This window comes from Candidatus Binatia bacterium (assembly GCA_029243485.1).
GTDB lineage: Bacteria > Desulfobacterota > Binatia > UBA12015 > UBA12015 > VGTG01.
The window spans coordinates 144,934-162,805 of sequence record JAQWRY010000011.1; the positions used below are offsets into that span (position 1 = coordinate 144,934).

General features: G+C 65.6%; 17 protein-coding genes. 8 read left to right on the plus strand and 9 right to left on the minus strand.

The window, feature by feature from the left end; genetic code table 11:
* Positions 1-9 precede the first annotated feature (9 nt).
* The gene (locus tag P8R42_06130) at positions 10-870 is read left to right on the plus strand and encodes a hypothetical protein (protein ID MDG2304224.1); all 861 of its coding nucleotides are present in this window, start codon (positions 10-12) and stop codon (positions 868-870) included.
* 30 nt (positions 871-900) lie between these two features.
* On the opposite strand, the gene P8R42_06135 is transcribed toward P8R42_06130, so the two are convergent.
* The 6 genes from P8R42_06135 to P8R42_06160 form a co-directional block, all read right to left on the minus strand.
* Positions 901-1,332 (minus strand): nitroreductase/quinone reductase family protein, encoded by a 432-nt coding sequence (locus P8R42_06135; protein MDG2304225.1) that lies wholly within the window; start codon positions 1,330-1,332, stop codon positions 901-903.
* Positions 1,333-1,377: 45 nt separating this feature from the next.
* Positions 1,378-2,844, minus strand: coding sequence for a DEAD/DEAH box helicase (locus P8R42_06140; protein MDG2304226.1), 1,467 nt, complete (start codon positions 2,842-2,844; stop codon positions 1,378-1,380).
* Positions 2,845-3,179: 335 nt separating this feature from the next.
* Entirely contained in the window at positions 3,180-3,590 is a 411-nt protein-coding gene (locus P8R42_06145; GenBank protein ID MDG2304227.1) for an FKBP-type peptidyl-prolyl cis-trans isomerase, read from the minus strand.
* Complete coding sequence (locus P8R42_06150) at positions 3,587-4,783, minus strand: hypothetical protein (GenBank protein MDG2304228.1); 1,197 nt, start codon at positions 4,781-4,783, stop codon at positions 3,587-3,589. The genes P8R42_06145 and P8R42_06150 overlap by 4 nt, the downstream gene beginning before the upstream one ends.
* 179 nt (positions 4,784-4,962) lie before the next feature.
* On the minus strand, positions 4,963-5,901 hold the full coding sequence (locus tag P8R42_06155; protein MDG2304229.1) for an alpha/beta hydrolase: 939 nt from the start codon (positions 5,899-5,901) through the stop codon (positions 4,963-4,965).
* A gap of 133 nt (positions 5,902-6,034) precedes the next feature.
* On the minus strand, positions 6,035-6,889 hold the full coding sequence (locus tag P8R42_06160) for a phytanoyl-CoA dioxygenase family protein (protein ID MDG2304230.1): 855 nt from the start codon (positions 6,887-6,889) through the stop codon (positions 6,035-6,037).
* Between the two features lie 18 nt (positions 6,890-6,907).
* Here P8R42_06160 and P8R42_06165 point away from each other — a divergent pair, with 18 nt between their 5' ends.
* On the plus strand, positions 6,908-7,609 hold the full coding sequence (locus P8R42_06165; GenBank protein MDG2304231.1) for a GNAT family N-acetyltransferase: 702 nt from the start codon (positions 6,908-6,910) through the stop codon (positions 7,607-7,609).
* Positions 7,610-7,794: 185 nt separating this feature from the next.
* Positions 7,795-8,427 (plus strand): hypothetical protein, encoded by a 633-nt coding sequence (locus P8R42_06170; GenBank protein MDG2304232.1) that lies wholly within the window; start codon positions 7,795-7,797, stop codon positions 8,425-8,427.
* Here P8R42_06170 and P8R42_06175 read toward each other — a convergent pair.
* Positions 8,424-9,836: a beta-propeller fold lactonase family protein gene (locus tag P8R42_06175; protein ID MDG2304233.1), complete on the minus strand. Its 1,413-nt coding sequence runs from the start codon at positions 9,834-9,836 to the stop codon at positions 8,424-8,426. The two genes, P8R42_06170 and P8R42_06175, sit on opposite strands and share 4 nt — an antisense overlap.
* A 229-nt stretch (positions 9,837-10,065) precedes the next feature.
* On the opposite strand from P8R42_06175, the gene P8R42_06180 reads away from it, so the two are divergent.
* Together P8R42_06180 and P8R42_06185 are read left to right on the plus strand one after the other, a co-directional pair.
* The gene (locus tag P8R42_06180; protein MDG2304234.1) at positions 10,066-11,610 is read left to right on the plus strand and encodes a glycosyltransferase family 39 protein; all 1,545 of its coding nucleotides are present in this window, start codon (positions 10,066-10,068) and stop codon (positions 11,608-11,610) included.
* Complete coding sequence (locus tag P8R42_06185) at positions 11,607-12,044, plus strand: GNAT family N-acetyltransferase (protein ID MDG2304235.1); 438 nt, start codon at positions 11,607-11,609, stop codon at positions 12,042-12,044. The genes P8R42_06180 and P8R42_06185 overlap by 4 nt, the downstream gene beginning before the upstream one ends.
* Before the next feature lie 10 nt (positions 12,045-12,054).
* Here the strand turns inward: P8R42_06185 and P8R42_06190 are convergent, their stop codons facing one another.
* Complete coding sequence (locus tag P8R42_06190) at positions 12,055-12,903, minus strand: TauD/TfdA family dioxygenase (GenBank protein ID MDG2304236.1); 849 nt, start codon at positions 12,901-12,903, stop codon at positions 12,055-12,057.
* A gap of 140 nt (positions 12,904-13,043) precedes the next feature.
* Between P8R42_06190 and P8R42_06195 the strand changes: the two genes are divergently transcribed.
* Positions 13,044-15,500 carry a TonB-dependent receptor gene (locus P8R42_06195; protein ID MDG2304237.1) on the plus strand — a complete coding sequence of 819 codons (2,457 nt, stop codon included), beginning with the start codon at positions 13,044-13,046 and terminating at the stop codon, positions 15,498-15,500.
* Between the two features lie 27 nt (positions 15,501-15,527).
* On the plus strand, positions 15,528-16,304 hold the full coding sequence (locus tag P8R42_06200; protein MDG2304238.1) for an SDR family NAD(P)-dependent oxidoreductase: 777 nt from the start codon (positions 15,528-15,530) through the stop codon (positions 16,302-16,304).
* A gap of 191 nt (positions 16,305-16,495) precedes the next feature.
* Here the strand turns inward: P8R42_06200 and P8R42_06205 are convergent, their stop codons facing one another.
* Positions 16,496-17,281 (minus strand): protein-disulfide reductase DsbD family protein, encoded by a 786-nt coding sequence (locus P8R42_06205; protein MDG2304239.1) that lies wholly within the window; start codon positions 17,279-17,281, stop codon positions 16,496-16,498.
* On the opposite strand from P8R42_06205, the gene P8R42_06210 reads away from it, so the two are divergent.
* Positions 17,254-17,646 (plus strand): TonB-dependent receptor, encoded by a 393-nt coding sequence (locus tag P8R42_06210; protein ID MDG2304240.1) that lies wholly within the window; start codon positions 17,254-17,256, stop codon positions 17,644-17,646. The two genes, P8R42_06205 and P8R42_06210, sit on opposite strands and share 28 nt — an antisense overlap.
* Positions 17,647-17,872 lie beyond the last annotated feature (226 nt).

Here is a 17,872-nt window from a genome sequence, read left to right on the forward strand (position 1 = left end):
CTGCCGGCCATGACCCATCGACTCGCGATTGTCACGCTGCTCTCCTTCTTCCTCGCAGCGTGCGGTGACAGTTCGACCACCGGGGCGGATCGGTGCGCCGGAAAGAGCATGGAAGCCGGGACGCGCGAGGTCTTCATAGAGTCCGGCGGACGCACGCGCCGCTTCCTGTTGTCCGTACCACCGTCCGCACTCACGGGCCGGCCCGCCGAGCTCGTGCTCGGCTACCACGGCGTCGCCTCGACCCCCGAGGCCTTCCTGACCGTCACCGCCTTCGAAGAAAAGGCCGCCGAACAAGGCTTCATCGTCGCTGCCGGGGCGGGCGTGGACCGCTCGTGGAACGCCGGCGCCTGCTGCGACCCCGCGATGTCTCTCGAGATCGACGATGTCGGCTTCACCCGCGACATGATCACCGCGATCGAAGACGAGGTCTGCATCGACTCGGGTCGGATCTTCGCGACGGGCTTCTCGAACGGAGGGGCGATGACGTTCCGCCTCGCGTGCCAGGCCGCCGACCTGTTCGTGGCCACATCGCCCGTGGCCGGCGGAATCGCCTCGAGCTGCGAGCCGGCTCACGACGACTCGATCCTCATCGTGCAGAACGTGGACGACCCGTTCGTCCCGTTCGTCCTGGGCGAAGTCGCCGCGGATCAGTTCGCGGGCCTGAACGCCTGCGGACCCGAGCGGGTCACGACCGAACCAGCGTCGAACACCGTCTGCGATGCGGCCCCGTCCTGCGGAAGCGGCACCACGGTAGAGCTCTGCGCCGTCTCCGGGATCTCGCACCAGTGGCCGGGCGGAGCGACCGACCCGACCGGGCCGTACCGCGCAACGGATGCGATGTGGGACTTCTTCTCTGCGGCCGGGTCGTAGTCCTAGTGCAGCGCTGTCGCCGGCAGCGCACTATACGGGATCGAGCACGACGACCGGGATCTTGCGCTTCGTCCACTCCTGGTAAGTGTTGAAGCCATCCTCGATGGCGGTCATCTCGGACCAGAGCTTTTCACGCTCTTCGCCCTCGGCTTCACGGGCGCGAACCTCGAGGACCTCGGCGCCACGCTGAATCTTGGCGCTAGGATCAGCCAGAAGGTTGAGCCACCACGACGGATGGTTCGGGCCACCAGCGAACGAGCCGATGACCACGCTCGCGTCTCCGTACGTCAGGTACGCGAGCGCCTTGGTGCGCGGCTGACCGGACTTGCGACCCTTCGTGGTCAGCAAGAGGATCTGGTTGTCCCCCAGCTTCCCGAGAACCTTCCCCCCCGACGCGCGGTAGATGTGGGGGTGAAGGTTCCAGAGAAGCTGAGTGAAGAACGTTTTCTTGACGGCCGGCATGATCGCCTGCGTACCACCCTCGGGGCGAGCCGCAAACGGCCGGGGTCAGCGATCCGCGCGGGCGCGGGCCGGACGGCCTCCCCGACGAGGGGGCTTAGAACCGCGCGGGGCGTGCGTCGGATCCTTGGCGGTGCCGTGAGAGACCGGACGAGCCTTCGCCGTGGTCTTCTTCCTCGGCCCCGAAGGGGAACCGCCGGGGCGGGGCTTGCGCGCAGCGACTTCGTCGCGCGCTCCAGACGTCCGCCGCGGTTCGCCGGAACCCGTCTTCGCACGCGCATGGCCGCCCTTCGAATTGCGGCCCTGATTCCGCCTTCCAGCGGGCGGGCCCGACAGACGCCTACGATTTACCTCCGCGTCCTCCCGCGTATCCTCCGCGGAAGGCGCCGGAAGACCGTAGGACTCGGCAGAGCGACGAATCAGCTTGCGACCCGTGAGCTTCTCGATCGCCTGTAGGTACGGCCGCTCGGCCGGCGCGCAGAGCGACACCGCAATGCCCGACTCTCCCGCCCGACCCGTCCGGCCGACGCGGTGGACGTAGTTCTCAGGCTCGTTCGGGATATCGAAGTTGACGACGTGCGAAAGGCCCTTCACGTCGAGGCCGCGGGAGGCGAGATCCGTCGCAACCACGACGCGCGTCTCGCCGGAGCGAAGTCCGAGTAGAGTCCGCTCGCGGGCGGACTGGGACTTGTTTCCGTGAATTGCCGACGCGGGGATGCTCCGCTTCGTCAGCTTCTGGGCGAGCCGGTTCGCGCCGTGCTTTGTGCGCGTGAAGATCAGCGCCCGGTCGATCTCGCCGTCCTGGAGAAGCTCGACCAGAAGGGCCGACTTCGAGGCCGATTCGACGAAGTACACCGACTGCTCGATCGGATCGCACGTGGACGAGACCGGATCGACCGCGATGCGCTTCGGCCGGTTGAGGAACTTCCCCGCCATCGACTCGATCTCCTTGGGGATCGTGGCCGAGAACAGCAGGGTCTGACGGTTCTCCGGTATCTTCGCCATCACGCGCTTGATGTCGTGGATGAAGCCCATGTCGAGCATCCGGTCGGCCTCGTCGAGGACGACGTGATCGACGCTAGACAGCGAGACGACGCCCATCTGCATCAGGTCGAGCAGGCGGCCGGGAGTAGCGACGAGGATCTCGACGCCGCGCTTGAGCGCTCGGATCTGAGGCTCCTTCCCCACACCGCCGAAGACGACGAGATGACGAAGGTTCGAGCCCTGCGCGTACTTACCGAAACTCTCGCCGATCTGGGCGGCGAGCTCGCGGGTCGGAGCCAACACCAGAGCGCGAACGGCGCCCCGGCGACGAGCGCCCTGCGGCGTTTCGAGCAGGTGCTGCAAGATCGGCAGCGCGAACGCGGCCGTCTTTCCGGTACCGGTCTGGGCGCAGCCCAAGACGTCCCGTCCTTCGAGAACGTGGGGAATGGCCGAACTCTGAATCGGCGTGGGCGTCGAGTAGCCCGAGGAGCGAACGGCCTGCTGAAGCGAAGGTGCGAGCGGCAGGTCCATGAATTGAGCTACGGCCTGTGGCTGCAGCTCGGGAGTCGTGTTGGTGTTCAAAAAAAACCTCTTCCAAAGATGGACGTACATGGCCGGTCGGAACCGGCATCGTCCGGCGCGCGTGTGGCGCGCAGTGGCGGGACCCCGCATCGACGCTCGCCCTTGGGCTACGACACTGGGTCCGGAAATCGAGTTTTCCCGAGATGGGCAGGGCGGCGGTCGGCAGCCTCAGAGGCGCGGACCAGTCCAAACTCGCTCCACTATAGCTGGCATACGCGCCGAGACCCCGCAACCGGGTTTCGGGAACGAACCCTGGCCGGCCCGAGAGCGGCCGGGAGCGTGCTCTACTCGACGGCGAGGACCTTCACGTCGAAGTTCAGGTCCTTGTCGGCAAGCGGGTGGTTGAAGTCCAGGATGATCTTGTCGCCCCGGACCTCGTGAACGCGGACCGGGGCCCCGTGGCCCTGGGCCATCAGCATGGCTCCCGCCTTGCGCGCGTCCTCGGGGACCTCCGAGGTCTCGATCTCCTTGAAGGCATCCGGGCTGGAGACTCCGTAGCCATCCTGCGCGACGACGCGGACCGCCTTGGTGTCACCGACGGCCAGTCCAATCATCTCCTTCTCGAGCCCCGGGATGATCTGCCCCTCGCCCTGCGTGTAGCTGAGCGGTTCGCCGCCGGCATTCGAGTCGACCTTCGAACCGTCATCCAGCGTGAGCGTGTACTCGATCGATACCTTGCTGCCGTCCTTGATCACGGCCGCGATTCTAGCAGGCCTGGTCGGGCCCTAAAAACGTGTCCCTCGGCGACGACCGGGGCGAACGGCGTGGCGAGTCCGATCTCCGCGAGGCCCGCCGCCTTTCGCGAACGCTTCGGGACCTCTAACGCCACGACCCGTTCGTAGAACGCTTCTGCGTCCTCACGACGGCCGACCACATCGAGGAGCTGAGCTCGCGTCAGGCCGACCCAAGCCGATCCCCAATGCGGGCGCGGCGGACCGTCCAGCGGGAAAGCTTCCAGCGCACGGCGAGCGCCGTCGACGTCGCCGATCTGCAGCCCCGCGCGTGCGCGCCACAGGGGCGCCATGCTGCGAATCAACGTGTCGAGACCATCACCGCCCGAGCCGTCCTCCAAGCGATGCGACTCGTCGATCACGTCTTCAAATCGACCCGAAGTGAATCGGGCATCGATCAGCTGATAGTGGATGAGAGCGTTCTTAGGGAAGCGCCCGTGAAGATCATCGATGAGTTCGGTCGCCTTCTCCACGCGCAGCGGCTCGAACTCCATGCTGATGTCGGCCAAAACGAACTGCGCATCGTTCTGGTGCACCCCGCCGTGTTCCGTCGTCTCCTCGATGTAGCGAAGGCCGGTCGACCCATCGCCGGACGGGACGAACCACAACCACGTGAGCCATTTGAACCAACGCGTCACCAGGTCTGCGTAGAAGTAGTAGAGTCCCAGGGGATACCGCGCGTCGACGAGAGTCGGATCCAGCTCCATGGCACGTTCGAGATGCAGCCGTCCCCGCTCCCCGTAGGTGCCCGCCGAGAGGTACCTACCGCGGATACCCTCGAGGCGACCGAGGTGAATCAGAGCGCGACCGAGATGATAGTGCGCCCGCGCGTCGCTCTCTTCGGCAGCGATTCGCACTTCGGCGATTCGTGCGCCCTCCTGCGAGTTGAACTCGATCGCCTGGTCGTACGACGTATCTCCCTCGTCGAACATCTGACGCCAGTACAGAGTGTCCACCTGGTGCACCCATCCGGAGGGATCGTTCGGATGCTCGGTCCGCAGGGTCTCCCAGACCCGGTCGGCATCGTCGCGGCGCCCCTCGAAGGTCAGCGACACCCCTTCGTCGACGAGTTCGCTCACACTTGCCGCGGACACGGATGCCGCGAATTCGGCAACCAGAAGCAGGAGTGCACAGAAAATATGGATTCGGTTTTGCACGAGCCGACCCTCCGTTCCTTTTGCGCAACTGCAAGGCGCAAGCCAGGGAGAACCGTCAAGAAACCCAGGGGCCGCGGCCGGCCGGCGCAGTCCGAGACATGCGGAAGTGCAGTGGCCTCCTTGCGGCGCAGCCCGTGGGAGGCTTTCCGCGCGCCCTCCCGCGGCCGGGCCGGTCTCGTTCAGCGCCGGAGGAGAGTGGGAGGGGTCACCGGCTCCGCTTCCACGTCCGCTTCGCCGAGCAGTGCATCGAAGATCTCATCGGTCGCGCCGAGGCCCCCGAGGTGACCTTCCTGCGGCCGAACGTCCAGAGTCGAGTGCGGCAGAAGGCCCGCCATGTGCCGGCCGTGCTCCAGAGGAACGATATTGTCGGCGTCGCCGTACAGGAGATGGACGGGAACCCGAACGTCGCCGAGGGCGAAGCCCCACGGTTTGCCGAACAACGCCACGTCCAGGAACAATGCCTGCATCCAATCTCGGCTTCCGTGGATCAGATCCTCGTGGAACATGCGCCGCGTGGCCGGATCGGAGAACACCTTGGCGTCGCCGGGCGGGAGCAGTTGCAGGAAGAGGTCGGTCGCGGGATCCGCAAGCGGCTTCAGAACCTGAACAAGGCCTCGCATCCCGAACCCGAGCGGCCCGCGTAGGAAGGCGAGCGCGGGACCGACTACGGGCGTGATCGAGACGGCTCCCCCTTCGGGCGCGTCCGGCCCCACCGATGGTGCGACGCCGCCGAGAATGGCGACTCCCACGACGCGATCCGGCATCTCGTGCGCGCACGCAAGCGTGTAGGGACCGCCGCCGCTCAGGCCCACCATCCCGAAGCGCTCGATGGCCAGCGCACGCGTGAGCTGGCCGATGTCGTGCGCGAAATCGACGATCCCGCTGTACGCGTGCGGCGTGGACGCGCCGATGCCCGGCCGCTCGACGGCGACCAGGCGCACGTCTCGCTTCCAACACGCCTCGCGCGTCGCGGGCGCGATCTGGCGACAAGCCCCGGGAGTCCCGTGGAACCACAGGATCGGGAAACCGGTCGCGGGACCGAACTCGGCGTAGCCGAGCTCCCGGCCGTCTTCGAGACGAAAAGCACCTTCGAACCGAGGGGGAGACAACGAGACCATCCCTTTTTACTAACACAAGCGACCGCACGCTCGCCCCGTCGCCGACGACCCGAAACACTCCGCCGGAGAACGCAAATAGCTCCTGGAATCCGTCCTCAGCCTGCCGGTCGAACTTGCGATCTGACCGCGCTGCCTATTGGTCCTTGCCCATCTTCTCCCAGACCATGTTAGGCGCCTGGTCGATGCCGAGGAGCGTGAGCGGATGGGCGCGATCCACGTGCCCCATCACGTTGAGGTACAACGAATACCCGATCAACTCCTGCAGGCGCCGGGGGTAGGTCGCCGCCGTCTCGCGGTCGGTTCCGAGCATCAGGTTCTGCTGCTGGCGGCACCAGCCGGACACGAACTGGATCGAAAGGCCGTACCGCTCGGTGTCCGTCGTGCCGTTCGCTCCGCCGCCGTGCCACGTCGACCCGTGCAGGACGACGACACTTCCGGCGGGCATCTCGGCGGCGATGGACTCGTGCTCTTCGCCGGGCTTCGGCATGTTCTCCCGCTGGTTCGATCCGGGCACGATGCGCGTGGCGCCGTTCTCACCGGCGAAGTCGCTCAGAGCCCACAGCGTCGTGATCAACGTGGGAACATGTGGGCGCGGAAGCGTGATCATTCCGTCGTCCGAATGCAGAAGCTGCTCCGTCTCGCCGGGACTGATGTGCATCGAGGTGGTGCCCGACAAGAGGAAATCTACGCCGAGGAGGCGTTCCATGAGGGCGAGCATCGGTTCGTGGATCACGAGCTCGCGAAACAACGGGCTACGATGGATGAGGTTGAAGATTCGCCGTGTCCGAAAACCCTCGAAGTCGTTCGTACCGAATTCGATCCCGTGCTCACGCTCGACCCGGTCGACTTCCGCGATGAGATCCGCGCAACGATTCCGCTCGAGAACGCCCTCGACGATCGCGAACCCATCTTCCCGGACCCGGTCCGCCAGAGACTCGTCCTCCGCGCCGATCGGAACAGTGAATCTATTGGTCGCCACAGCCGCCATGGTCTACTGAAGTACACCATGACTCCGGCGACGGCGACCGAGAACGTGCTCGACAACGTTGCGTGGCACGCCCTGCGCGGGCCACAGGCCCGGCTGTCCCAGTGGGAAGAACACGGCCGCGCCGGCCGCTTCGACCCTGAAGTCACGGTGTTCACCGCGGTCGACCGACTCGACGACGAGGCCTGGGCGGCCCAGGCGAGGCTGGTCGGTCCGGGCGGCACGACGATTCTGTTCCGAGACGAGGTTCCAACGCCGCCCGCAGGCTGGCAGGAAGTCTTCCGGGGCCCGACCTGGCAACTGGTGGCGGGAGATCTCGGACCGCCCGCCGAGGTCCCCGTCGAAGCCCTGGCGCCGGACGACGCGGCCGAGATGCTCGCGCTCACCCAACTCACCGAGCCCGGGCCATTTCTCCTTCGAACGATCGAGCTCGGAACGTATGTCGGGATCCGCCACGAGGGAAAGATCGTGGCGATGGCCGGCGAGCGACTGAAGGCGCCGGGTTTCACGGAGGTCTCCGCCGTCTGCACGCATTCGAACGCGCGCCGGCTCGGCTACGGCGCCGCGCTCACGCTGTGGATGGCGGCCCACATTCGCAAGCGCGGCGACGAAGCGTTTCTGCACGTTCTCGCATCGAACGAGAGCGCGCTGCGCCTCTACGAGGCGATCGGCTTTCGACGAAGACGGAATGTCGACGCCGTCGCAGCAGTCTGGACTGGCTAGGCTCGCAGGTAGAGGAACTCCTTCTAGCCGAGCTTGCCGCCGACGACGGTGCAGATTTCGACCTTGGACATCTGCGTCCGCTCACCGGTCGGCTTGAACGTGACCTCGAGATCGAACTTCACCACGAGTTGGGCGTCTCGTTGCGAACCGTTCGGCGCGACATCGACACGCTGCGCCTGCGCTGATTGGACATCGACAACGAACGAGGCGGCGGCGGGGTCCGCTTCGCCCGTCTCGCGCCCCTCCCTCCGCTACGACTGGAGGAGAGTCAGGTTGTCGGACTGTGGCTCTCGGTTCAGCTCGCACGCCGCGCCACCGGACTGCCCTTCTCCGAAGACAGCGGGGCCGCGCTGAACAAGGTGCTCGCCGCGCTTTCCGATGCACGCCGCCAGAAGCTGCGCCAACTCTACGGCCGGATCCTCGTGGGTAGACCGGCAGGCCCACGCCTGCGAGCGTCGGCTGAGGAGATATGTCCGACCCTGCTCGAGGCGTTCGAACGATGCTTCAGCCTCGAGACCTGCCTGAACTTCACCTATGAGCGACCGCGTGGAGAACACGACCCAACGGCGCGTAGAGCCGCGTGGGATTCTCGCCAGCTACCGCTCTGGTACATCCTCGCCGTCGACGTGGACAAGGACGCACCGCGCATGTTCCGAATGGACCGCATCTCGGATCCCCGACCGTTCGCGCGGCCGTTCGTGCCATCGCGATCACTCGTGCACGAGATGGTGGAGGAGATCCCCGACGTCACCCTCGAACGGATCCGAGCCGGGTCCGTTCGAGTCCGGACCGAATCTAGACCGAATCTGGATCCCTAGTCCCGATCGAAGGCGGAGATCGCATCGCTCGTGGGCGAGGCGACGTATACGCTCTTGCCGTTGCGGGTGACGATCACTGAAGACGCCTCGACGAGAGCCGTACCGTCCGCACACGCGCCGCCGCTTCCGTCGTCGCTGATACAGGCCTCGGTGCCGGCAAACTGGGCGAGGACTCCAGTCTTCTTGTCGCGGGAGAAGATCGCGACCGCGTCGCTCACGTTCGATGCCACGTAGGCGTTCTTCCCATCCCGAGACAGGACGACCGACAGCGCACCTGTGAGATTCGTCCCGTCCGCGCATTCCCCGCCGCTACCGTCCTCGCTGATGCAGCCGTCCGTGCCTGCCAGCTGCGACAACGCGCCCGTGGACTTGTCCCGCGCGAACGCGGCGACGGCATTGCCGTCGCGGGCGGCGACGTAGACGAACTTTCCATCCTTAGAAACGGTCACGCCGAAAGCCCCAGCGAGCCCTCGGCCGTCGGTGCAGTTTCCTCCGGTCCCGTCCTCGCTGATACAGCCGGCGGTGCCGACCAACTGGCTCAGGATGCCGGTCTTCTTGTCGCGCGCGAAGATCGAAACGGCACTACTGCCCACGGCCGCGACGTAGAGGCTGTCGCCCTTCGGGCTCACGGCGACGTCGGTCGGGAAGTCGAGAGCCCTACCGTTGACGCACAGCCCGCCCGTACCGTCCTCACTGACGCACCCATCCGTTCCCGGGAGCTGCGTGAGCACACCGGTCTTCTTGTCGCGCGCGAACACGGTAACGGCGTCATCGTGAAGGGATGTGGCGTGTACGAACTTCCCCTTCGGGCCGACCGTGACCGAGCGCGCGCCGTCCAGCGCGACTCCGATCGCGCATTCGCCGCCCGTGCCGTCATCGCTCACGCAACCGTCCGTTCCGGCAAGCTGAAGGATCGTGCCCGTCTTGTCGCGCGCGAACACCGCGATCGCATCATCTCCCGGTGCCGCGACGTAGAGATGCTTCGCCTTCTTGTCGAGAGCCACGTCGCGCGCGCCCTGAAGAGCCCGGCCGTCCGCGCACGCGCCGCCGCTCCCATCGTCCGTGACGCAGCCAGAAGTTCCCGCCTGCTGGATTAGCGCGCCCGACCCGGTTCGAAGGAACACGACCACGCCGTCGCTCAAGTCGGACGCCGCGTACAAGCTGAGCCCGTTGTTCGAGACGGTGAGGCCCTGTATCCCGTCGAGCGCCTCTGCGTCGACGCAATTGCCACTACTGCCGCCGTCACTCACGCAGCCGTCGGTTCCGGCGAGTTGAGTGAGGGCGCCGGTCCCGGCGAGGGCGGGGGAGACGAGGAGCGTCGCGCTTGCAGCGAAAACTGCGGCCCATGCGGGCAAACCTCGTGAGGTGGTGCGTGCACCGGTCTCGCCGGTGACGTCGAGCGTGTTCATTTCGGGGGTCCTTTCCGTGGATCAAGCGCCGGGCGCGAAGCGGCAGGAGGAAGGACGTCTGGGGCGTGAGAAGCGGTTCGATCGCGCGCAGGCCAATATCCGCGGATTATCGGGCTCCCTAGCGAGCCGCGCAAGTCGAAATCGTCCCAGCGGGCGGAGGGACGGACCGGAAAAGCCCTGGAAAGTAGGGCGTTTGGGGCGCGGGACCCGGTCGCGCTATGACGGCGACGTGCAGGAGTTCCCGTGGAAGCTCGGGACGACGGTCGCGCTCGCCGTCGTCCTCGTGGGCGCATTGGCGACCCTCCTGTGGCGCGTCGATCCCTACTTCCATGTTCGTGTCGACGGCGCGATCTACCTCCTCACCGCAAAGTCGCTGCTGAACGGCGATGGATACACCTACCTCGACTACACGTTCGCGCTCCGGCCGCCGGGGTTCCCGCTGTTGCTCGCTCCGATTCTCGCCGTATTCGGAACGAATTTTGCGGCGCTCAACCTCTGGGTGAGCTTCTTCGCGGTCGCGGCGGTCGGGCTGCTGTTCGTCCACGGCACGCAGCGCGTGGGGCCCTTGGTCGCGGCGGCCGCGACCGTCCTCGTTTGGCTCAATCCCACATTCACGAAAACCAGCTTCGAGATCCTGTCCGACGTTCCATCGGTCACGCTCATGATGCTGAGCCTCGTTGTCGAGACGTGGGCGATGAGACGCCCGTCGACGCGGCGGGACGTGATCGTCGGTCTCTGCGTCGCGGCGGCGGCGTACGTGCGGACCACGAATGTGCTGTTGGCCCCCGCGTTCATCCTGGCGCGCGCGCTCCACCTCCCTGCGAACGAGCGCCGGACTCCAAGGGTGTGGGCCGGCCTTCTCGTCCCGAGCGTCGTCGTGCTCCTCGCGCTCTCTCCGTGGCTACTGCGCAATCAGGTCGTGCAGCCGCCGGCGCCGGCCGAACATACGATCGCCTACTCCTACTCGACTGCCATGTGGAACCTCGACCGCGCGGACCCGACGTCACCGCGCTACTCCGCGGCGGAGATCTTCACGCGCATCCCCGGACAACTGACGCAGGCCGCGAATTCGATTTCTCTCGGCCTCAGCGGACAGAAGGGTTGGCTGCCCGCGGCGCTGGGGCTCGCCGCTCTCGCAATCATCTTCCTGAGGCGGCGCGAAGGGGCCGAAATCTTCGCATTGGGCACGATCGTCCTCCTCTCCGTCTTCTTCTTGTACCTCCCCCGGTTCGCGATCCCGCTTCTGTTCCTCGGAACGGTCGCCGCCGCCGAGGTCTTGCTGTGGGGCTTGTCTCGAGTGCTGCCCGGACCTGTCGCCCAGGTGGTTTGCGCCACGGCGCTCGTCGCCGTGGCACTCGGCCAACCCGCAACACCCATCGACGGAGACGGCGTCGTAGAGCGGCATCAGAGCTACGTACGAGCGGCCGAATCGATCGCCGAATTCTGCGAAGACACCGAGACCGTCGGCGCCCTCCAAGGGGCGCCGCTCTCGGTCTATCTCGACCGGCCCGTCTATTCTCTTCGCTTCGTCCATGCGCGCGGCGGCCTTCCGGCGATCCGAGAGTTCCTCGAGCGGCACGACATCCAGTGCGTCTTCTTCGAGCCACTCGCGCCGGCACACCGACGCCTTCGACCGTTCTTCCAGCGCCGGTTCGAGGAGACGAAGCAGGTCGGCCCTTACCGGCTCTTCCGCGGCAGGCGGGCGACGGCGGCCGCGGCGCCGACTCGGGCTCCAGATCCGGCCGCGCCGCCGGCTCGGGGCAGCGCGTCGTGAACCCGATCTCCTTTGAATGCAAGGCGTTCAAGGACCTCCCTGCGATGGAACTCTACGAGGTTCTCTGCCTGCGCGATCTCGTCTTCGTAGTCGGCCAGAAGATCACGGCCGTGCCGGAGGTCGATGGCGAGGATCCGTCGTTCCATCACCTGATCGGACGCGACCAAATGGGCCGGGTGATCGCAACGGCCCGACTCAGCCTCGACGACACTCCGATCAAGTTGGGACGGGTCGCCGTGCGCGACGATCTGCAGCGAACGGGGATCGGCAGCGCGCTGATGCGCGAGGCCCAGCGAATCATCGGACGACGGCCAGCCACGATGAACGCGCAAGCGCATCTCGAACCGTGGTACGCGAGCCTGGGATGGAAGCGCGAGGGGCCGGTCTTTCTAGAAGCGGAGATCGATCATGTGCGCATGGTGTGGCCGGGCTGAGCGGCCGCGCTCAGACCGGCTTGTCGCCCACGATCGTCACGCGCTCGACGTGGCGGACGTTCGGCTTGTAGTCGAACGCGGCGTAGTGCTGAACCGCGCGGTTGTCCCAGAAGGACACCGAGTTCTTGCGCCAGCGGAAGCGACACTGGAACTCCGGAATCGCCGACTGGCGATAGAGCAAGCGCAACAGCCGGCATCCTTCGACCTCGTCCACGCCGTCGAGGTGCGAGACGAACGACGAGTTCACGTAGAGCGACTTGGCACCCGTCTCCGGGTGCGTCCGCACCACTGGGTGACGCGCATCCGGATACTTCTCGCGCATCTCCGCGCGCTCTTTCTCCGGGAGCCGACCGCCGAACAATCGCGTATACGAGTGCACGGCCGTCATTCCATCGATCTTCTCTTTGATGTCGTCGGCGAGTCCGTCGTAGGCCGCGTTCATGTCACAAAACAGGGTGTCACCACCCACCGGAGGCACGATGGTCGCCCGCAAGATCGACCCGAGGGACGGCTCCAGCCGCCACGTCACGTCGCTGTGCCAGTCGTTCTGACCGAACCGCGACTTCTCATCGTGGTGGATCACGACGACTTCGGGGTAGCCCTCGAGGTTGGTCGCGAACGGGTGGATCTCGAGTTCTCCGAACAAACGTCCAAACGCGATGTGCTCTTCGATGCTCACATCTTGGTCGCGGAAGAAGATCACCTTCCACTCGAGGAGTGCGCGCCGGATCTCGCCGATCTGCTCCGACGACACGTCGCCGCTCATCCGAACGCCGCCGATCTCCGCGCCAACCGTCGGCGAGAGCGGGTCGATCGTGATGGTCCTGTAATTCGCCCAGGCCGCCGCATCTGTGGTCATGGGAGAACGATGCTCGGCAAGCGCCGCGCAGTCAAGATGGGCGCCCCACCCGGGCTCGCCGACGCGCGAACGGGCGCAGCAGATGCCCTGCGGCCCAAGCATTTCAGCGCCCAGGGGAACTCGTGGTAGTTAGACCGCTCATGAGCAACGGCGGCCGACCCCTTGGTTCCGTGGGCATTGCCCTCTCGCTACTTCTGTGGAGCGCGACGCTCGCCGCCGCCCAGCCCGCACCGGCGAGCCCATCAGAATACCTGGAGAACATCGAAACCCAGGGGGACATTGGCGGCCCCGAGGGTGAGGCGGACGCCGGACCCGCCCAAGCCGAGGCGATGAACGCCGGGGGCAACGCGAATCTCTCGAAGCACGCACGCGACCGCATCGAGGAGATCGTCGTGCGCGTCCGCAAACGCGACGAGCTTCTCGAGGACACCCCCGTCTCGGTCACCGCCCTGTCGGAGAACACACTGCGCGAGGCCGGCGTCGTGCGTCTCGATCAGATCCAAGAGCTGGTGCCGAACCTCCAGTTCCTCACGTCGAACAACGGACAGGCCGCGCAGGTCCGCATTCGTGGCATCGGCACCTCGACGAACGAGATCGCGTTCGACCCGGGCGTCGGGATCTACGTCGACGGAGTCTTCATCCCTCGAGCGCTCGGCTCGATCATGGACACCGTCGACGTGCAGCAAGTCGAGGTACTGCGCGGACCACAGGGAACACTGTTCGGGAAAAATACGGTCGGCGGCGCGATCAACATCACCACGATCAAGCCCTCGCCGGAGCTCGAGGCCTTCGCGATGGTCCGGCCCGGAAACCTCGGAACGTTCGATGGACGCATGATGCTTAACGTTCCGGTCTCGCTCGGCTGGTTCAAGGACAAGCTTTTCTCACGCGTCGCCTTCGCCTCGAGACAGACGAACGGCTACGTCGACAACACGCTCGTCGGACAGACGCTCTCGAATCGGAACTCTCTCGCCTTTCTCGGCAGCCTGCGATTCCTGCCAGTCGAAGATCTCTCGATCGATGTCTCCGGCAGCTGGGCAAGCGACCAGAACGCTGGACTCGGACCTCGTTGCCGCGTCGCGAATGCGGACGCACCACTCGTAAATGTCTACCCGGGCTACCTCGAGGCCTGCGAAGCCTCCGAGCCCTTTGAGTTCGAGGGCAACACCAGCCAGCTGTCCGCCGTCGAGAGCTACGGAACATGGGGCACCGCCACCTGGGACATCGGTGACCTCGGCCCGCTCCAGGCGCTCGAGGCCAAGTCCATCACCTCGTGGCGCGAGCAGAAGACCCGCTTGCGGATGGAACTCGATGGAACCCGCTTCCCCGCCGTACAGCTGTCGAGTGCGGGTGGGACCAATCCCCTCGACGGTCCGCCCGGATTCCAGCGCCAGATCAGCCAGGAAGTCCAGCTCGGCGGGAGCGCCCTGGGCGGCGACCTGCACTATGTCCTCGGGTTCTTCGCCCTCTGGGAGAAAGGCCTCGACAGTCGCACGGTGGCGTCAGGCCTCGGCGTCCTGAACTTCGTCCGGAACAACAACAACGAGATCGACAACTGGACGTGGGCTCCGTTCGCACAGGCCACCTACGAAATCATGGAATGGGTGAGCGTCACCGGCGGCCTGCGCTACACCGAAGACAAGAAGAGCGCCGACGTCCGGGTCTCCGACCCAACCAACCCCGACACCCCTCCCGAGTTGGACACGGGCAACAGTGCGATCTTCACCTCGTGGACGCCCATGGGGTCGCTGTCGCTCCGTGCTCCGGAGGGCTGGCTCGAGCCGATGTCGCTCGATCACCTCATGGGCTACTTCACGTACTCGCGCGGCTTCAAAGGTGGCGGCTTCAACGCCATCTTCAACCCGTCCGCCGAAAGCCTTGACTCATTCGAACCGGAGACGCTCGACTCGTTCGAGTTCGGAGTGAAGACGATCGGATGGGAGCAACGCATCACGTTCAACGCGTCGGTCTTCCTCGGCAAGTACGACAACATTCAGGTCACCTCCGTGCAGGACCTGACGATGCCCGGCGATGAGGTCCCAAACCTCGTGCAGCTCACGCAGAACGCGGCAAAGGCCACGACGAAGGGCGCCGAGCTCGAGCTGATCGCGTTCCCGACCGCCGGTCTCCGCCTCAACGGGTCAGTCGGACTGCTCGACACGAGCTTCGACTCCTTTCCCAACGCGATCGACGACGTCACCGGAAAGACGATCAGTCGGGCCGGGCAGACCTTCCGCGCTTCGCCCAAGCTACAGACGCATGTCTCGGCGCAGTACTCGTTCGAGATCGACGGCGACGGTCCCGACTGGCTCGACGGCTGGCTCACGCCGCGAGTCGATTGGTACTACCAGAGCTTCATGCACTTCGAGGGTGAGGAACTGACGTCGACCAACCAGGCGGGCTACAATCTCCTGCACGCGCGCCTGAGCTTCGACTTTCTGGACGACCGCGCGCAGATCGCGTTGTGGGGCAGGAACCTCGCGGACCAGCGCTACTTGACGTTCGGTCTCGCGTCGGTTGCATCGTCGTGGGGAATCGGCCTGCCGTATTTCGCAGCGCCACGGACGTACGGGGCGGAGATCAGCTATCGCCTTTAGGGACGCGCTCCAGTACGTCTCTCCCCCATGGCCAATCCATTCGACCTCACCGGTAAGACAGCGCTCATCACAGGCGCCAACTCCGGCATCGGCCTCGGTTATGCAACAGCGATCGCGCAGGCCGGCGGCAACGTCGTCGTGTGGGGAAGGCGAGCCGCTCGAAACGCGGAGGCCGCCGCCCAGCTCGCAGAGTTCGGCGTGCGTGTCCTCACCGATGAGATCGATGTCGCCGACGAAGCCGCTCAGATCGCGGGGTTCGAACGCGCGCTCGGGGAGTTCGGCCGCCTCGATTGCGTGATCGCGAACGCCGGTTTCGCCGGATACACGGCGATGGTTGATCTCTCGACCGAAGAACTCGCGCGACACGTCGCGATCTCCCAGATGGGATCCTTCGTCACGCTTCGCGAAGGGGCGCGCCACATGGTGAAGCGCGCCGAGGCCGGCGACCCCGGCGGCTCGCTCATCGCGACGGGGAGTCTCACGAATTTCCTCGGGACCTTCGGTGTCGGCCACTACGCCTCGGCCAAGAGCGCCATCGGTGCCATGATTCGCAACTTCGCCGTCGAACTCGGCGGCCAGGGGATCCGCGCGAACATGGTGTGCGCCGGGCTCATCGCCACCGACATGACCGGCGGGCCGGAATCCGGCCTCAAGGCGATGGCCGAACAGAGAACCCCGATTCCGCGGATGGGCACACCCGAGGACCTCGGCGGGATCGTCGTCTACTTGATGAGTGACGCGTCGAAGTTCCACACCGGCGACCTCATCACGATTGATGGCGGTCGCCGAATCAACGGGGATTGAACGCGCTTCCTGTACCCGTGAGAGCACCTGGTCGTCATAAGGCCGAGCTTCGGTGAGGCCCCCTCCCGCGACTCGGGAAGGCCCACTTCGATACGTGGGCGGATGTGCACGACCGGGTCGCGGGAGATCAAGCCGGACTACCGAAGGCTCCCCAGACGTGGCGCCACAAGAGTGACGATTACGAAGTCCCCCTAGTGCTGCGACCGCTCCATCATGTCTTCCAGGTGCTTCTCCGAGTCCATCGAAGCCGCCTGAGGACCGGTATCTCCGAGGAACCTCGGCACCACATGGGGCGCAAGAGGCACGGCCACTTGGAGCTTCTCGGTGCGAGGGGTCAAGCAGGTATTGTCGTCGCACGCCTGGTAGCGCACCGTCACTCCGAGCGTCACGACGTTCGGCTCGACCGGACGCATGAGGCAAACGAGCTTCGAGTTCGCCCATCTGGGGATTGGGATGTCGACGGTCCCATTCCACACCTGAAGATCCACATCGAGTGCGTCGAGCCGTAAGGGCTCGGTCGGCGGGAGGATGGCCGCTTGTACGACCAACCCCTCCGGGCCCTCGACCGTGACCTGCGTCGCCACCATACCGTCGGGAACCGGTTCACCGTAGATGTGAAGTCCGTCGCGCAGCTCGAAGCGCACGACGAGACGCCGCAGGGGGCCGGACTTGAGTGGGCCACCGTGGAAGAACGCGGTGATCTTCACGTCGTCGTCGCCGCCGTTCGCGGAGGGGTCGTCGTCTCCCATCAAGACCCGGCCGAGAGAGGACTCGAGGACAGTGTCGGCACTCTCGCGGTTTGCCAGATGACGCGGGAAGAATTTCTCGCGCACGATTCCGTCTTCGTCGAGAACGTACGTGCCCGGATACGGAATGCCGGAGAAGAGCCCGTCGGCTTCGTCGATGAACGTGTTGAGGATTCCGAACTCGCTCTGACGGCGCCGCAGAATTGGTTCTTCGATACTCCCGTCGATCACCTCATGGGGACTTCACCTACGCGCGCGGGTTTCGCGGCGGTGGGTTCACCGGGCTTCTCATCGCGAACGACGCAACCGAGTTCCAACCCGAGTTCCTCGACTCCTTCGAGGTCGGCGTGAAAACGATCAGCTTCGATCAACGCGCGACGCTCAATATTTCGGCGTTCCACGGGAAGTACGACGACATCCAGGTGACGGCCATTCGGGATCTCGGCGACCAGAACGGCGACGGCGCTCCCGACCTCGAGCAGACGACGCTCAGCGCAGCCACCGCGACGACGAAGGGCGCCGAGGTCGATCTGCTCGCCCTCCCTGCCGCCGGGCTACGAACCAACGGCTCGGTAGGACTTCTGTCCAGCGAGTAAGGCGACTTCCCGACCGCGGCGAGTGACTTCGACGCGTCGACCATCAACCGGTCGGGTGAGAGCTTCGGCAACGCGCCCAAGCTGCAAACCCACATCCGCCGTCCAGTACTCGTTCCCAGTCGGACGTTGGGTGGGGACGTTGGTTAGTCTCGCGATTTTTGTTTAGTCGCGCTGCAGCTTCCGTCCGACTCGATGCGATTTTCAACCGCGACTAAACAAAAATCGC

Bases quoted from the DNA above. Each gene is read 5' to 3' on its own strand.
- P8R42_06130 (MDG2304224.1), top strand. From the start codon at position 10: ATGACCCATCGACTCGCGATTGTCACGCTGCTCTCCTTCTTCCTCGCA.
- P8R42_06135 (MDG2304225.1), bottom strand. From the start codon at position 1,332: ATGCCGGCCGTCAAGAAAACGTTCTTCACTCAGCTTCTCTGGAACCTT.
- P8R42_06140 (MDG2304226.1), bottom strand. From the start codon at position 2,844: ATGGACCTGCCGCTCGCACCTTCGCTTCAGCAGGCCGTTCGCTCCTCG.
- P8R42_06155 (MDG2304229.1), bottom strand. From the start codon at position 5,901: ATGGTCTCGTTGTCTCCCCCTCGGTTCGAAGGTGCTTTTCGTCTCGAA.
- P8R42_06160 (MDG2304230.1), bottom strand. From the start codon at position 6,889: ATGGCGGCTGTGGCGACCAATAGATTCACTGTTCCGATCGGCGCGGAG.
- P8R42_06165 (MDG2304231.1), top strand. From the start codon at position 6,908: ATGACTCCGGCGACGGCGACCGAGAACGTGCTCGACAACGTTGCGTGG.
- P8R42_06175 (MDG2304233.1), bottom strand. From the start codon at position 9,836: ATGAACACGCTCGACGTCACCGGCGAGACCGGTGCACGCACCACCTCA.
- P8R42_06190 (MDG2304236.1), bottom strand. From the start codon at position 12,903: ATGACCACAGATGCGGCGGCCTGGGCGAATTACAGGACCATCACGATC.
- P8R42_06195 (MDG2304237.1), top strand. From the start codon at position 13,044: ATGAGCAACGGCGGCCGACCCCTTGGTTCCGTGGGCATTGCCCTCTCG.
- P8R42_06200 (MDG2304238.1), top strand. From the start codon at position 15,528: ATGGCCAATCCATTCGACCTCACCGGTAAGACAGCGCTCATCACAGGC.